Source organism: Paenibacillus soyae (genome assembly GCF_024623455.1).
Classification (GTDB): domain Bacteria; phylum Bacillota; class Bacilli; order Paenibacillales; family Paenibacillaceae; genus Pristimantibacillus; species Pristimantibacillus soyae.
Genome location: NZ_JANIPJ010000019.1, coordinates 38,347 through 54,964, shown reverse-complemented (window position 1 = coordinate 54,964; position 16,618 = coordinate 38,347). Strand labels below are relative to the sequence as shown.

Annotated in this window: 14 protein-coding genes; all 14 read left to right on the top strand. The window is 53.7% G+C overall.

Features of this window, described 5'->3' with window-relative positions:
- The first annotated feature begins 20 nt into the window (after positions 1–20).
- The 14 genes from NQZ67_RS22785 (at position 21) to NQZ67_RS22720 (ending at position 16,542) form a co-directional block, all read left to right on the top strand.
- A complete protein-coding gene (locus NQZ67_RS22785; protein WP_257450459.1) occupies positions 21–1,382 on the top strand; it encodes a CDP-glycerol glycerophosphotransferase family protein in 1,362 nt (453 codons plus the stop codon).
- Entirely contained in the window at positions 1,379–2,329 is a 951-nt protein-coding gene (locus tag NQZ67_RS22780) for a glycosyltransferase family 2 protein (protein WP_257450457.1), read from the top strand. The genes NQZ67_RS22785 and NQZ67_RS22780 overlap by 4 nt, the downstream gene beginning before the upstream one ends.
- A gap of 43 nt (positions 2,330–2,372) precedes the next feature.
- Entirely contained in the window at positions 2,373–3,458 is a 1,086-nt protein-coding gene (locus NQZ67_RS22775; protein ID WP_257450455.1) for an FkbM family methyltransferase, read from the top strand.
- A 298-nt stretch (positions 3,459–3,756) separates the two neighbouring features.
- Positions 3,757–3,954: a cold shock domain-containing protein gene (locus NQZ67_RS22770; RefSeq protein WP_087569424.1), complete on the top strand. Its 198-nt coding sequence runs from the start codon at positions 3,757–3,759 to the stop codon at positions 3,952–3,954.
- A 221-nt stretch (positions 3,955–4,175) separates the two neighbouring features.
- Positions 4,176–4,721 (top strand): ribosome hibernation-promoting factor, HPF/YfiA family, encoded by a 546-nt coding sequence (hpf, locus tag NQZ67_RS22765; protein WP_257450446.1) that lies wholly within the window; start codon positions 4,176–4,178, stop codon positions 4,719–4,721.
- Between the two features lie 164 nt (positions 4,722–4,885).
- Positions 4,886–7,399 carry a preprotein translocase subunit SecA gene (gene secA / locus NQZ67_RS22760; protein ID WP_257450444.1) on the top strand — a complete coding sequence of 838 codons (2,514 nt, stop codon included), beginning with the start codon at positions 4,886–4,888 and terminating at the stop codon, positions 7,397–7,399.
- Between the two features lie 29 nt (positions 7,400–7,428).
- A protein-coding gene (gene prfB, locus NQZ67_RS22755) for a peptide chain release factor 2 (protein ID WP_257450442.1) occupies positions 7,429–8,536 on the top strand; the annotation gives its coding sequence in 2 pieces (ribosomal slippage) (positions 7,429–7,500 and positions 7,502–8,536; 1,107 coding nt in all).
- A gap of 103 nt (positions 8,537–8,639) precedes the next feature.
- Complete coding sequence (locus NQZ67_RS22750) at positions 8,640–9,524, top strand: YitT family protein (RefSeq protein WP_257450440.1); 885 nt, start codon at positions 8,640–8,642, stop codon at positions 9,522–9,524.
- A 249-nt stretch (positions 9,525–9,773) separates the two neighbouring features.
- Positions 9,774–10,823, top strand: coding sequence for an N-acetyl-gamma-glutamyl-phosphate reductase (gene argC, locus NQZ67_RS22745; protein ID WP_257450438.1), 1,050 nt, complete (start codon positions 9,774–9,776; stop codon positions 10,821–10,823).
- Between the two features lie 34 nt (positions 10,824–10,857).
- Positions 10,858–12,099, top strand: coding sequence for a bifunctional ornithine acetyltransferase/N-acetylglutamate synthase (argJ, locus tag NQZ67_RS22740; RefSeq protein ID WP_257450435.1), 1,242 nt, complete (start codon positions 10,858–10,860; stop codon positions 12,097–12,099).
- A 36-nt stretch (positions 12,100–12,135) separates the two neighbouring features.
- Positions 12,136–12,927 (top strand): acetylglutamate kinase, encoded by a 792-nt coding sequence (gene argB, locus NQZ67_RS22735; RefSeq protein ID WP_257450432.1) that lies wholly within the window; start codon positions 12,136–12,138, stop codon positions 12,925–12,927.
- 22 nt (positions 12,928–12,949) lie between these two features.
- Entirely contained in the window at positions 12,950–14,146 is a 1,197-nt protein-coding gene (gene argD / locus NQZ67_RS22730; RefSeq protein ID WP_257450429.1) for an acetylornithine transaminase, read from the top strand.
- 173 nt (positions 14,147–14,319) lie between these two features.
- Positions 14,320–15,255, top strand: coding sequence for an ornithine carbamoyltransferase (gene argF, locus NQZ67_RS22725; RefSeq protein ID WP_257450601.1), 936 nt, complete (start codon positions 14,320–14,322; stop codon positions 15,253–15,255).
- Between the two features lie 51 nt (positions 15,256–15,306).
- Positions 15,307–16,542, top strand: a complete 1,236-nt coding sequence (locus NQZ67_RS22720) for an argininosuccinate synthase (RefSeq protein ID WP_257450427.1) — start codon at positions 15,307–15,309, stop codon at positions 16,540–16,542.
- The last annotated feature ends 76 nt before the right edge of the window (positions 16,543–16,618 follow it).

Here is a 16,618-nt window from a genome sequence, read left to right as displayed (position 1 = left end):
GCATAAGGAGGGATGATTGCATGAAATTTGTCATATTCGGAGCGGGCTTACTTGGTAAATCATATTATACTCTGTTGAAGGATAAATATAATATTGCTTGCTTCGCTGATAGCGATCCTAAAAAACAAGGATCAACAATTCACGATCTAACAATCATTAACCCAGTTGAAATTGTTGATAAGGATCTGCAAGTCATCATAACTAGTAATTTTCATCTTGATATAGCGCAGCAACTTTATGCTATGGGGATTAAGGAGTTTTATATTCCCATGAAATATGGGGTTGCTGATCTGACACGTGTCGATCTGAGAAAATACGGTGAAATTAAGGAAATCCCTAATAAAATTTGTATTATTGGGCATTACAACGCTGGGGCAGTATCGAAAGCATTAAGCAATAACCCTTATGATGACATTGAGGTAGTACTTGTTAAGGATTCAAATAGAGACAGCGAGTACTATTATCATTTTCTTTCCAGTAGTCTTGTCGTCACACATAGTGGTGAGCGGTGTGGCAATAAAAAATCAATAGAACTATGGCATGGGTTTACAATTAAAACTCTTTTCTTTATGACCAAAGAAGAAAACGATAAAAGCTTATCTGTTAGTAGACACGAAACGTTTCAGAAAAAGACAGCGATCTGCTCAATGTCGCATTTATATAGTGTTTTTATGGGGTATTGCCTCAGACTAGAATTTCAGAAATTCATCATCACTGGTTATCCGCGGAACGATATGTTATTCAAATCTGATGGTAAAAAAATGTTGGAAAAGCTCATCGGACCGATTAACCAGCAAAAAATCGTCTTTTACGCGCCAACCCACAGAGATTCTTTTATTGCAAATAACGGAAATAGCGCGGCCTTTATCAATGATATGGCTGGATTTGAAGAACAAGCCTTCAATGATTTTTTGAAAGAAAATCAGATACTCTTCCTATATAAAAAACACACTGTTCAGCTAAGTCGAAAAATGTTTAGTGATTCAGAGAATATTGTAGAAATAACAGACGAGATGCTGCACGCAAATGATATAGATCTTTACGAAATATTAAATGGAGTGGATTGTCTCATATCCGATTATTCCTCCATCATTATTGATTTCTTACTTACGGACAAGCCAATTATCCTAACGCCGTTAGATCTTGAGGATTACCGTGAGACGAGAGGCTTAATGATGGAGCCTTACGATGCCTGGATGCCCGGTGAAATAGCTGTAGAATATAAACAGTTTCAACAAGCTGTTTTTGCATCGCTATATGGTGAAGATAGATTCGTCAAAGACAGAGAGCGTTTAAGACGGATCACACATACATATGCCGATGGGAATTCATCGGAGCGTGTTTTAGCACTCGCGCGTGAGCTATTAGGGGTTATCGGATGAAGAAGATTTCGATCATTATACCTGTATTTAATGTCGAACCCTATATCCGAAGGTGTCTTGATAGCGTGGTGCATCAAACCTTCCGTAATCTCGAAATTATTTGTGTTAATGATGGGTCTACCGACCTGTCTGGTGTAATATGCGATGAATATGCAAGGATAGATGCACGTGTTGCTGTAATACATCAAGCGAATGCTGGAGTTGCAGCTGCGCTAAATGCAGGATTGGACAAGGCCACAGGTGTATATATTGGAATTGTTGACCCTGATGACTGGGTTGAGCCAAACTTCTATGAGCTAATGTACGACGCAATCGAATACAACGATGTTGATTTCGTTTGTTCAGGATGGCGTAAAGAATTCGATTACGGAGGAATCGATGTAGACAATAAAATAAAGCTCAATTCTCCAATTCTCAATCGTAATCAAGCACTGACAATGACGTTTATACGTGATATGTATCCTGCATTCGGTGCTTATTATTGGAACAAATTATTCCGTGCTGATCGATTTATGGGCAGTTCGGGACTTCGGTTTCGTGAAGATATTCGTGTAGGTAACGACGTCCTCTTATTCACGGAATATTTATTGCATTCCAAACAAGCGTACTATATGGAGTTGCCTTTGTATCATTATTACCAGCGAGAGCAATCGTTGTTTCATTCCAAAGATATTGAGCAGCGCAGAGGCAGCTTGATCGCTTATGCGCAAATTATTGAATTGCTTAAAGAGAATGGTATCCCAACGGACATTATTATCTGGGTAAAGCGATTCTATGTCTATCATGCAAGCTTGTTAGCCGAAATAGCGATCGAAACCAATGACGGAAAAAATTTAGAAAATATGCAACAGGAAATAAAACGTTACCTGAATGATTATATGGATACGAATAGGGATTATCCGGAACGTATCGCTAGGCTCAATCGTCTCTTGATGAGCGAGCTTTAAAAAATCAGACCTATGATTTGCGGCCGCTGAGGAGGATATTGTAATGGTAGAGACAAAGGACTTGAATCGGATTTTCACGTTATCAAAGAACGTTTACGAAAATCTGGCAGACTCAATGTCGAAAGAGATTTTTGCGGCTCGAATGAGCTACAATTTAACAAACGATAAAAAGCATGTGCTTGATTTGGTTGGAATGAATCCTAGGTTCGATCCCAAAAAGGATTCAAAACTGAGAGCATTAAGCGATCGGTTGCAGCGAATAAACGAACAGAGCGACGCCCGACTTATAATATATGGCGCAGGTTGGTATGGACAGTATTTGCACACTCACCTTAGTGAATTTGATTGGTATGCCTTTTGTGACAGGGACCGCAACAAGCAGGGGGGCACATTTTGCGATTTGCCCATCATTTCTCCTGAGGAATTGATGACCAATTATAAGAGTGATTATGTTGTCATCAGTTCTTGGCTTATATATGAGGAAATCTACAAAGAACTACAGAGCTTTGGGTTTACTGAGGATCAAATTATTTATGAAAATATACGTTTCGAAGATGTTAACCACCAGTATTTTGAAGAGTCTATTATGACTCCTCAATTGAATGAAGTATTTATTGATGCGGGCTGTTTTGATTGTGGGACTTCCTTGCTTTTTAGAGAGTGGTGCGGGGGGAATTACGACAAAATTTATGCTTTCGAACCTGACCCGAAGTGCTATGATAAGTGCCAAGCAGTCATTCATCAAGAACAGCTCCAAAATATTGAACTTCTGAATGCGGGAGTATGGAGCGGTGATGATCAAATGAATTTTAATCCTATAGGAAATGGATCGTCTTCGATAGATTCTGAAGGTATAGTTTCGATTAAATTACGAAGCATAGATAATGTATTGCAAGGATCACGTGCTACGTTTATTAAAATGGACATTGAAGGCGCGGAGTTGGAAGCATTGCGTGGCGCACGTGAAACAATTGTCAAACATCGTCCTAGATTGGCGATTTGTGTATATCACAAGCCGGAAGACATGTTAACCATACAGCTCTATCTGCAAAGCTGCGTGCCAGATTACAAGTTTTACTTGAGACATTACAGTAATTCCGTGACTGAAACCGTACTATATGCGATTTAAGAGGTCATCGTTTCAACTGGACCTTCATTGTCAGGGAGTGATCTGACAATGAAGGTCCAGTTTTTATATGGCTTATATTGATGATCCGATTTAGGCAGATGGCTAATAACACGCACAAATCTGTTCGCAGTCAGCTACGGTTAATTTAATAAAAATGAGTGAAAACATTTGCACAGACTCAATGTATCCGCTTCCAAGAAATTGTTTGACAATTCCATGATTTCGGTGGTATAGTCGATTTGTGGGCCAGACCTTAACGATGCCTCACAGTATTTGAAGATGAAGGGAATGTTTGCGAATGCAAGGTAAAGTAAAATGGTTTAACGCAGAGAAAGGTTATGGATTCATCGAGACTGAGCAAGGCGGCGACGTATTTGTTCATTTCTCCGCAATCCAATCCGAAGGCTTCAAAACTCTCGAAGAAGGCCAAGCGGTTGAATTCGATATCGTTGAAGGCGCACGCGGTCCACAAGCTGCAAACGTAGTCAAACTGTAATCATCCGGCTATCATTAGCCACTGTATAGATGGTTCAATTGACAGTGCCTACACAGGGCTCCGGGAAACCGGAGCTTTTTTCTTTCTATTATATATCGTCACAGCCTCGCATCGTCACAACCACGACATAAATTATCTGAAAATTCCCAAAAAACTAAAAACTCTTTTGATCTGGGCACTAGCATATGCTATAATAAGAGCATGTAAAGGAGGAGTGCCCCATGATATACAACATTCGAGGTCAACGCTTTCAGGTGACAGAAGCTTTGAGAGATTATGCCGAGAAGAAACTAAGCCGGTTGGAGAAGTATTTTGACGCTCCAATCGCCTCCGAAATCACAGTAACTCTATCCGTTACGAAAGGGCAGCACACGGTAGAGGTCACGATCCCGCTCGTTGGCGTAATGCTCAGAGCCGAGGAGAAGAGCGAGGACATGTACGCCTCCATCGATCTCGTGGTCGATAAGCTGGAGCGCCAGATCCGCAAGCACAAAACGAAGGTCAATCGCAAATTCAGACAGGGCAGCGGAGTGAGAGCCTTGTTCCGAGAAGAAGGCTCCGCAGTAAGCGTGCTGGAGGAAGAAGATGAGCTGGAGCTCGTCCGCACGAAACGTTTTACCCTGAAGCCAATGGACGTGGAGGAAGCGATCCTCCAGATGAACATGGTCGGACATAACTTCTTCGTGTTCGCGAACGCCGAAAGCAAAGAAGTGAACGTGGTGTATAAGCGAAGCGACGGGAAGTACGGCTTAATCGAGCAAAGCTAATCCATACGGGACTACTATAGAAGACAGACACGCAGCCCTGCTCCTTGACGGAGCGGGGCTTTTTTTTGCGCATCCCTCCGCACAGTTCTCCATACATTGCGACAGGGTCTACAAACTGTTACAATCTTAAACAAATAGACCTACTACCGAAAGAGGGGAATACCATGCTCGGATTAGTGAAGAAGATATTCGGCGATCAGAACGAGCGCGAAGTGAAGCGTCTGCAGCGCATTGTGGACGAGATCAATGGCATGGAATCGAAATTTACGCCGCTTACGGACGAGCAGCTGCGCGCGAAGACGGATGAATTCAAAGCGCGCCTGGAGAAGGGCGAAGAGGTCGACGCGCTCCTGCCGGAAGCATTCGCGACTTGCCGCGAAGCATCCAAGCGAGTGCTCGGCATGCGCCATTTCGACGTTCAGCTGATGGGCGGCATCACGCTGCACGAAGGCAAGATCGCGGAGATGAAGACAGGCGAAGGTAAAACGCTCGTGGCAACCCTGCCGGTATACCTGAACGCGCTGCTTGGACGCGGCGTGCACGTCGTCACGGTCAACGGCTACCTGGCTCAGCGCGACAGCCAAATCATGGGTCAGCTGTATAACTTCCTCGGCATGACGGTCGGCTGTAACCTGCACGGCTTGTCCCATGCAGAGAAGCAAGCCGCTTATGCATGCGATATTACGTACGGAACGAACAACGAGTTCGGCTTCGACTATTTGCGCGACAATATGGTGCTGTACAAGGAGCAGATGGTTCAGCGTCCGCTCTATTTCTCCATTATTGACGAGGTGGACTCCATCTTGGTCGACGAAGCGAGAACGCCGCTTATCATTTCCGGACAAGCCGCGAAGTCGACGGAGCTGTATCACGCCGCGGACCGTTTCGTCAGCCGTCTGAAGGAAGAAGAAGACTACACGGTGGACGTGAAGCTTCGCAACGTGCTGATGACGGAAGCGGGCGTGGAGAAGGCGGAGCGCGCCTTCGGCATCGAGAACTTGTACGACCATGCCAACGTGCTCATTAACCATCACATCCAGCAGGCGTTGAAGGCAAACGTCATTATGCGCCGCGACGTCGATTACGTCGTACAGGAAGACGAAGTCGTTATCGTCGACGAATTCACGGGCCGTCTCATGTCCGGCCGCCGCTACAGCGACGGCTTGCACCAAGCGATCGAAGCGAAGGAGCAGCTCAAGGTTCAGAACGAGAGCATGACGCTCGCGACGATTACGTTCCAGAACTACTTCCGTATGTATCGCAAGCTGGGCGGCATGACGGGTACGGCGAAGACCGAGGAAGAAGAGTTCCGCCGGATCTACGGCCTGGACGTTATCCAAATCCCGACGAACCGTCCGAATATCCGGAAGGACATTCCGGATGTCGTCTACAAGACGGAGAACGGCAAGTTCAAAGCGGTCGTGGAGGAAATTGTCAAGCGCCACGCGAACAAGCAGCCGGTACTGGTCGGCACCATCTCGATCGAGAACTCCGAGAAGCTGTCCGAGATGCTGAAGCGTAAGGGCGTGCAGCACAAGGTGCTGAACGCGAAGTTCCACGCGGAGGAAGCGGAGATCATCTCGCGCGCGGGGCAAGCGGGCGCCGTGACGATCGCGACGAACATGGCCGGCCGCGGTACGGATATTTTGCTGGGCGAGGGGGTTGCCGAGCTTGGCGGCCTTCACATTATCGGTACGGAACGCCACGAGAGCAGACGGATCGACAACCAGCTGCGCGGACGCGCGGGACGTCAAGGCGACCCGGGCTCGTCGCAGTTCTACCTGTCGCTGCAGGATGAGCTGATGCGCCGCTTCGGCTCCGACAACATCATGGCGATGATGGACCGTCTCGGTCTGGACGAAGACCAGCCGATCGAAAGCCGCATGATCTCGAGAGCCGTCGAGTCCGCGCAGAAGCGCGTAGAGGGCAGCAACTTCGACACGCGGAAGGTCGTCCTGCAATATGATGACGTGATGAACCAGCAGCGTGAAGTCATCTACAAGCAGCGCCGCGACATCCTGGAGTCCGCGGACATCCGCGGCGAGGTCATGGAGATGATCAAGCCGGTCGTGGAGCGCATCGTCGAGGCTCATTGTCCGGAGGACATTCCGGAAGAGTGGGAACACCAGGCGATCGTGGACTACGCGCATGCGAACCTGCTTGAGGAAGGCACGATTTCCAAGGACGATATCTGGGGCAAAGAGAAGGAAGAAATCGTCGAGTTCCTCTTGGGCAAAGTTACCGAGCTGTACGACAGACGCGAAGAAGCGCTCGGCAACGAGACGATGCGCGAATTCGAGAAGGTCGTCGTGCTTCGCGCGGTCGACAGCAAGTGGATGGACCACATCGACGCGATGGACCAGCTGCGCCAGGGTATCCACCTGCGCGCGTACGGCGGCACGGATCCGCTTCGCGAGTACCAGTTCGAAGGCTTCGAGATGTTCAAGGAAATGATCGAGACGATCCAAGAGGAAGTCGCGAAATATATTATGAAAGCTCGCGTCGAGAGCAACCTGGAGCGCCAAGAGGTGGTCAAAGGCCAGACGACGTCGACGAGCGGCGGCGGAGAAGCGGCGGAGAAGCGCCCTGTGAAGCGCCAGGTCTTAACCGGCCGCAACGACATGTGCCCATGCGGCAGCGGCAAGAAATTCAAGCAGTGTCATGGCGTCGGCCAATAAGCGATATAGATTGAGGGGAAGCGAAAGCCATGTTGGACATTACGGTCAAACAAGATTTGCGCGAGATGGCGAAGCGGCTCCAAGAACTCAGGGGGTCTCTTTGACTTAGATCTCAAAAACGAGATGATCGCCAACTTCGAAGAGAAGATGTCGATGCCGGATTTCTGGGACGACAACGAGAAGGCGCAAGGCATCATCTCCGAGCTGAACGCGGTCAAGTCGGTCGTCGAGCAGTATCAGAAGCTGAACGACGATCAGGAGGAGCTCCAGATGATGCTGGAGCTCGCCGAGGAAGAGAACGATGAAGCGATGCAGGCGGAAGTAGTAGACGGCGTGTCCAAGCTGACCGAGAAGGTTAGCGCGTTCGAGCTGCAGCTGCTGCTGAACCAGCCTTACGACAAGTTAAACGCGATCGTCGAGCTTCATCCGGGAGCCGGCGGCACGGAGTCGCAGGACTGGGGCATGATGCTGTACCGCATGTACACGCGCTGGGCCGAGAAGTCCGGCTTCAAGGTCGAGGTGCTCGACTATCAGGACGGGGACGAGGCCGGCATCAAGAGCGTGACGATCTCGGTCAAGGGCTACAACGCCTACGGATATCTGAAAGCCGAGAAGGGCGTGCACCGTCTGGTCCGCATCTCGCCGTTCGATTCCGCGGGACGCCGCCATACGTCGTTCGTTTCCTGCGACGTTATGCCGGAGATCGACGACAACATCGAGATCGAGGTTCGCACCGAGGATTTGAAGGTGGATACGTACCGGGCGAGCGGCGCGGGCGGGCAGCACGTCAACAAGACGGAGTCCGCGATCCGGATCACGCATATCCCGACGGGCATTATCGTGGCGTGCCAGCAGGAGCGATCGCAGATTGCGAACCGCGACCGCGCGATGAAGATGCTGAAGTCGAAGCTCTACGAACGCAAGATCGAAGAGCAGAAGAAGCAGCTGGACGAGATCCGCGGCGTCCAATCGGATATCGCGTGGGGCAGCCAGATCCGCTCGTACGTCTTCCATCCGTACAGCATGGTCAAGGACCATCGCACCGGCGTGGAGACGGGCAACGTCGGCGCCGTCATGGACGGCGATCTGGACGCTTTCATCGACGGGTATCTGCGAAGCCAGATCCGTCACGATTAACAGGGCGAGTGACCGCCCAGAATATGTTTGCATAGCCTATAGGAAGAGTTCCAACACTGTAATGGTGTGGAACTCTTCTTTTTGGAATAAGGGGATGATACGAATGGAAGTGGGAAAGATGAAACGCGGTGACATGCTAAAGCAGAAGAATCCGCAGGCGCAAATGGTATGGAATTTGATGCAATTATTAGTGGGAACGCTGATCGTGGCGCTCAGCTTTAATTTGTTCCTCGTGCCGAACGGCATCGCGTCGGGCGGGGTGTCCGGTATTTCGATTCTGGTGCAGGAGCTGACGGGGCTGATGCCGGCTCTCACGCAGTGGGCGATCAACATTCCGCTGTTCATCGGCGGGCTTGCGCTGCTCGGGCGGAAGTTCGGAGCGAAGACGCTGCTCGGCACGCTCATCCTGCCGCTATTCGTTCTGCTGACGGCGAACGTGCCGTCTCCGACGGACAATCCGATTCTGGCGGCCATCTACGGCGGTATCGGCGTAGGACTCGGGCTTGGCCTGGTGTTCCGCGGCGGCGGTTCGACGGGAGGCTTGGATTTGGCCGCGCAAATTTTGCATCGGTTGACTGGCCTGCCGTATAGCCTGGCTATCGTGTTGTTCGACGGCTGCGTCATTATTGCGGCTGGGTTTATTTTTTCGCCGGAGGTGTCGTTGTACGCCTTGATCGGATTGTTCGTGACGAGCAAAACGATCGACTTCGTGCAGAACGGGCTTCAGCTCTCGAAGGTCGCTTTCATTATTAGCGAGAAGACGGAGGAGGTCGCGCAGGCGATTCTGCATGATCTGGACCGCGGCTTGACGCGTCTGGACGGACATGGGGGTTACACGGGAGCGGGGCGGACGGTGCTGATGGTCGTTGTCGGTCAGAACGAGGTGCCGAAGCTGAAGCAGCTGGTACGGGCCATCGACTCCGGAGCGTTCGTCATTATTAGCAATACGGCCGAAGTGCTGGGGCAGGGCTTTAAGCTCGAGACCTGAATGGCGCGTTAAATCACCCCGAAAAAAGAGGCGAAAATGCGTTGTATTAATATTAGTCCGGATGTATAATAATACACGACGATCTTATATTTCCATGTCCTACCGAATGATGTACAATAAGAAGTTGTACGAAAAATTCAAGCTTTTCTGTCAATCCGAGTGAATGCTTATTCATCATGAGGGTTCGGGAACGGTATACATAGAGCGCATAAGCGGAAGACGAAGAGAAGTGACGGGGAGAGATGCAGCATGAGCAAAAAGTTAGGAGTGGCCATCGTCGGTTCGACCGGATATGGCGGCGTGGAATTAATTCGGCTATTGGCTTCGCATCCGCAAGCGGAGGTGACGTCGGTCATCTCGTCCTCCAGCGCGGGCACGCCGATCACGGAAGGGTATCCGCATTTGACGGGCATCCGCGAGGAGCTGCTGGACGATGTGGACGCGGCGACGATTAAGAGCAAAGCGGACGTAGTGTTCCTGGCAACTCCGCCGGGAGTGGCTTCGAAGCTGGCTCCCGAGCTGCTGGCGGCAGGGCTGAAGGTCATCGATTTATCAGGCGATTTCCGGCTGAAGTCGCCTGCTCTGTATGAGCAGTGGTATAAGAAGCCGGCGGCGGACGAGGAGCATCTGGGCAAGGCGGTATTCGGACTGTCCGAAATCTATGCAGAGAACGTGCGCGGAGCGGACTTCATCTCCAACCCGGGCTGCTATCCGACGGCGACGACGCTTGGACTGTTTCCGGCCGTGAAGGCGGGCTTCATCGATCCTGCGACGATCATTATCGATGCGAAGTCCGGAGTCTCCGGAGCGGGAAGAGGCGCTTCGCTGGGAACGCACTACTCTGAGCTCAACGAAAACCTCAGGGCATACAAGGTCAACCAGCACCAGCACATCCCGGAGATCGAGATGATTCTGTCCGACGCGGCGGGAGCCGAGGTCGTGACGACGTTCACGACGCATCTCGTGCCGATGACGCGCGGCATTATGTCGACGATGTACGCGAGCGTTCGCGGCGACCGTTCCTTGAACGATTTCCTGGAGCTGTACAGAAGCTTCTACGAAGGCAGGCCGTTCGTGCGTATCCGTCCGGAAGGACAATGGCCGGCGACGAAGGAAGTGTGGGGCTCCAACTATTGCGATATCGGCTTCGCGCTGGATTCGCGCACGAACCGGATCACCATCGTGTCGGTTATCGACAACCTGGTGAAGGGCGCTGCAGGCCAAGCGGTGCAAAACCTGAATTTGATGATGGGCTGGGACGAGACGCTGGGTCTGCAGTTCGTGCCTGCTTATCCGTAAGTATTCACTTAAGGCAGAGGAGAATGAACGCATAATGGGACAGGATAACATCTCGCAGCCGTTCAAGGTTGTGGAAGAAGGCTCGATCACAACGCCGCAGGGCTTCCGCGCAGGCGGCCTTCATTGCGGACTGAAGAAAACAACCCGTCACGACCTCGGAGCGATCGTATGCGAAGTGCCGGCTGCGGCGGCGGGCGTTTATACGACGAATATTTTTCAGGCAGCGCCTCTCAAAGTGACGCGCGAGAGCATCGGCGCGGAAGGCGTGCTGCGCGCTGTCATCGTGAACAGCGGCAACGCCAACGCGTGCACGGGCGAGCAGGGCGAAGCGGATGCGTATGAGATGCGCTCGCGCTTTGCGGAGTCGATCGGCGTATCGGCGGATCATGTGGCGGTGGCGTCGACTGGTGTCATCGGGGAAAATTTGAAAATGGATAAAGTACGCTCCGGCATCGACGGTCTTCCCGCTCAGCTGAGCGGCGATCTGGAGGGCGCGGAGGGCTTCTGCCAAGCGATCCTGACAACGGATCTCGTGCAGAAGATGGTGTGCGTCGAGCTGGAGCTGGACGGCAAGAAGGTCACGGTAGCCGGCGCGGCCAAAGGCTCCGGCATGATTCATCCGAACATGGCGACGATGCTCGGCTTCGTGACGACGGACGCGAAGATCGGCAGCGAGGCGCTGCAGACGCTGCTGCGCCAGGCGACGAACCTGACGTTCAACATGATTACGGTGGACGGCGACACGAGCACGAACGACATGCTGGTGGCCATGGCGAGCGGTCTTGCGGGCAACAGTGAATTGACGCCTCGGCATGAAGGCTGGGCGGCATTCGCGGCGGCGCTTCGTTACGTGTGCGAATATTTGGCGAAGGCGATCGCCCGTGACGGCGAGGGCGCAACGAAGCTGGTCGAGGTACAGGTGCGCGGAGCAGAGAACGACGAATCCGCCGCGGCCATCGCGAAGACGGTCATCGGCTCGTCGCTGGTGAAGTCGGCGGTATTCGGCGCGGACGCGAACTGGGGCCGGATCATCGCGGCGGTCGGCCGCGCGGGACAGCCGGTCAATCCGGCAACGGTCGATATCCGTATCGGCGAAATCGTGACGCTGCAGCAATCCCGTCCGGTCGCGTTCGACGAGGAGCTGGCTCTGGAATATCTCAAGGGCGACACGGTCGTCATCGGAGTCGACCTGCACATGGGCGACGGAGCAGCGACGGCTTGGGGCTGCGATCTGACCTACGATTACGTCCGCATCAACGCGGCATACCGCACGTAAGCGGATTTTTTTCCGAGGGTGGAGGCTAACACAGCAATGGCAAATGAACGGTTTGTAATGAAATGCGGCGGCAGCACGCTCGCTGCGCTGCCTGACGCGTTCTTCGGCGAGCTGCGGGAGCTGCAGCAGTCCGGCGTGAAGCCGGTTATCGTGCACGGGGGCGGACCGGCGATCTCGGAGACGCTGACGAAGCTCGGCATCGAGACCGAATTCGTGAACGGCCTCCGCAAGACGAACGACGACGTGCTCGACGTCGTGGAGATGGTGCTCGCGGGGCGCATCAACAAGGAGATCGTGCGCAAGATCGGCTTGAACGGCGCGCAGGCGCTGGGCTTGTCCGGCGTGGACGGCGGCCTCATTCAGGCGCGGCCGGTGGCGAACGCAGCGGAGATCGGCTTCGTCGGGGACGTGACGGACGTGAAGGCGGACATTATCGAAGGCATCATGGGTATGGATTATATTCCGGTTATCGCGCCGATCGGCATCGACGCGTCTGGACAGCGATACAACATTAACGCCGATACGGCAGCGGGCGCGGTGGCGTCCCATCTCGGCGTGGAGCGAATGATCGTCGTGACGGACGTGCCGGGTATTCTGAAGACGGTGGACGGCGAGAAGAAGGTTCTTCCTACGGTAACCGTGGAAGAGATCGAGGCCATGATCGTTAGCGGCGAAATATACGGCGGCATGATTCCGAAGGTGCGCGCGGCGATCCAGTGCATCCAGGGCCGCGTGCGCGAGGTCGTCATCGTGAGCGGACAGGAGAACGGCGTGCTCACGAAGGCGGTTCGCGAAGGCGGAGTCGGCACCAGCATCGTGCAAAGCTAAGAAGGGCAGGTGTAACGAGTAGATGAGCAATAATCAAACGCAAACGGCATCCGCAGGCGCGGGCGCTTCGCTTTTCCCTACATACGCGCGTTATCCCATTACATTGGTGAAGGGCGAAGGCAGCTGGCTCTGGGATGACGCGGGCAACAAATATTTGGACTTCATGAGCGGCATTGCCGTTACGAACCTGGGCCATGCTCCGGCAAGGATCAAGGAAGCGCTCGTGCAGCAGCTGGATCAGCTGTGGCATGTGTCGAACCTGTTCCATATTCCGAACCAGGCGGAAGCGGCGAAGCTGCTGACGGACAACAGCTGCGGCGACGCGGTATTCTTCTGCAACTCCGGCGCGGAAGCGAACGAAGCGGCGATTAAACTCGCTCGCCGATATCAACAGCTGGTACAGAAGAACGGCCGCTACGAGATCATTACGTTCGATCAATCGTTCCACGGCCGTACGCTTGCGACGCTGACGGCAACCGGCCAAGCGAAGGTGAAGGAAGGCTTCGCACCGCTGCCGGAAGGCTTTAAATACATTCCGCTGAATGATTTTGCGGCGCTTGAAGCGGCAGTCAGCGACAAGACGGCGGCGATCATGCTTGAGACGGTGCAGGCGGAGGGTGGCATTCATCCCGTTGATCGGGATTATATTCAGAAGGTTGCGCAGCTTTGCGAGGAGCAGGGCATACTTCTTATCGTTGACGAAATCCAGACGGGCATGGGCCGCACGGGCAAGCTGTTCGCTTACGAGCATTTCGGCATCGAACCGGACATCTTCACGCTGGCGAAGGGTCTCGGAAGCGGCTTCCCGGTCGGGGCGATGGTTGCGAAGGAGAAGCTTCGCGAAGGCTTCACAGCGGGCAGCCACGGCTCGACCTTCGGCGGCACGCCGATCGCGACGGCCGTCGTGAAAGCGACGCTCGAGACGATCGTCGGAGACGATCTCTCCGTGAGAGCGGCGGCGCAGGGCGATTATTTGATGGCGCAGCTTCGGGAGAAGCTGGCTGCCTCGAGCTTCGTTCAAGAGGTGCGCGGGCTGGGCTTGCTCGTCGGCATCGAATGTGCAGGTCCGGTCGCGGATGTCGTGACGGAAGCGCAGAAGCGCGGACTGCTTGTCATTACGGCAGGACCGAACGTGGTCCGGTTGCTGCCTAACTTGTTAGTGACGAATGAAGAGATAGATGAGGCTGTTACCATTTTGGCGGAGCTGCTGACGAAGTAGGTTTGCTTGCGGCAAACCAAGCTTATGCTTACGATGTGGGTTTGACTTCGTCAAACCCTGAGCCAATGCTTACGAAGTAGGTTTGCTACGCAAACCTTGAGCTTATGCTTACGATGTGGGTTTTCTACGAAAACCCTGGAGGAGGAATCACATTGCAACTTGTTAACGAGGAAATGGCGCACAGCTTGAAGGGGCGCGACTTTCTGATGCTGGTCGATTTCAAGAAGGAAGAGCTTCAATACCTGATCGACCTGGCCATCGAGCTGAAGAGACAACAGAAGGCGGGCGAAACCCATCATATCTTGAAGGGCAAGACGCTCGGCATGATTTTCGAAAAATCGTCCACCCGTACTCGCGTATCGTTCGAAGTCGGCATGTACCAGCTGGGCGGACACGCGCTCTTCCTGAGCGGCAACGACCTGCAGATCGGCCGCGGCGAGACGATCTGGGATACGGCGCAGACGCTGTCGCGTTACCTGGACGGCATCATGATCCGCACGTTCGCGCACCGCAAGGTGGTCGAGCTGGCTCGCGGAGCGACAATCCCGGTCGTCAACGGCCTCACGGATCTTTCGCATCCTTGCCAAGCGCTGTGCGACTTCCAGACCATCTACGAGAAGAAGGGCACGCTGGACGGCCTGAAGATCGCCTACATCGGCGACGGCAACAACATGGTGCATTCGCTCATGATGGGCGCGGCGAAGCTGGGTATGAACATGTCCATCGCGACGCCGGAAGGCTACGAGCCGGATGCGGACATCGTGCGCCAGACGCAAGACAACGCGGCCGAGACCGGCTCGCGCGTCGTCGTCTGCCATGATCCGAAGGAAGCGATTGCGGACGCCGACATTATCTACACCGACGTGTGGGCGAGCATGGGCCAGGAAGCGGAGCAGAAGGAACGCGAGATCGCGTTTGCCAACTACCAGGTTAACGATGCGCTCGTGAAGTACGCGAAGAAGGATTATCTGTTCATGCACTGCCTCCCGGCGCACCGCGGAGAAGAAGTGAGCGAGAGCGTCATCGACGGCGCGCAATCCATTATTTTCGATCAGGCGGAGAACCGTCTCCATGCGCAGAAGGCGATCCTGGCGGCGATCATGTCCTAATTCATAGACCAACGCAGATCAAATCCAATCATGAAGGGGAGCAAGAGGAGAATGGCGAAGGAAAAAATCGTGCTGGCCTATTCCGGCGGCTTGGATACATCCGTTATTTTGAAATGGCTCAAGGAAACGTACGACGCGGAAATTATTGCGTTCACGGCGGACATCGGACAGAAGGACGAGCTGGATGGTCTCGAAGCGAAAGCGCTGGCGACCGGCGCGTCCAAAGTCTACATCGACGACCTGCGCGCGGAGTTCGCGAAGGACTTCATCTACCCGATGTTCCAAGCGGGTACGATGTATGAAGGACAATACCTGCTCGGCACGTCCATTGCGCGTCCGCTCATCGCGAAGCGCATGGTCGACATCGCCCGCGCGGAAGGCGCGACGGCGATCGCGCACGGCGCAACGGGCAAAGGCAACGACCAAGTGCGCTTCGAGCTGACGGCGGCGGCGCTGGCTCCGGAGATCAGCGTAATCGCCCCTTGGCGTCTGGAAGCGTTCCGCGAGCAGTTCCCGGGCCGCGCCGAGATGATCGCCTATGCCGAGAAGCATGGCATTCCGGTAACGGCATCCGCGGCGAAGCCGTATTCGACGGACCGCAACCTGCTGCACATCAGCTTCGAGAGCGGCATGCTCGAGGATCCTTGGTTCGATCCGAGCGCCGAAGAGAACGAAGACATGTACGTGCTGTCCGTATCGCCTGAGCGCGCGCCGGACCAGGCGGAATACGTCGAGCTGACGTTCGAGCAAGGCGATTGCGTAGCCCTTAACGGAGAGTCGCTGAGCCCGCTGGAAGTGATGGAACGCCTGAACGAGCTGGGCGGCAAGCACGGCATCGGCCGCGTCGACATGGTCGAGAACCGCTTCGTCGGCATGAAGAGCCGCGGCGTGTACGAGACGCCGGGCGGCACGATCTTGTTCACGGCCCACCGCAAGATGGAGTCGCTGACGATGGACCGCGAAGTGATGCATCTGCGCGATTCCTTGATCGCGAAATACAGCCAGCTCGTGTACAACGGCTTCTGGTTCGCGCCGGAGCGTCTGGCTCTGCAGGCTCTTGTCACCGAGTCGCAGAAAAACGTAACAGGCGTTGTACGCCTCAAGCTCTACAAAGGCAACGTCATCGGAGCCGGCGTGAAGAGCCCGGTCAGCCTGTATAATCCGGACATCGCCACGATGGAAGCGGATCCTTCCCAGGCGTACGATCAAGGCGACGCGACGGGCTTCATCCGCTTGAACGCGCTTCGTCTGAAGGTTTCCTCTGGCGTCGAGCAAAGCAAAAACTAATAGCCGGATAAGGGCGGGAGCCTGCTGAACAAGAAGCAGCGGGCTTCCGTTCCCTTGCGTCCGGAAGGGAGTGCTG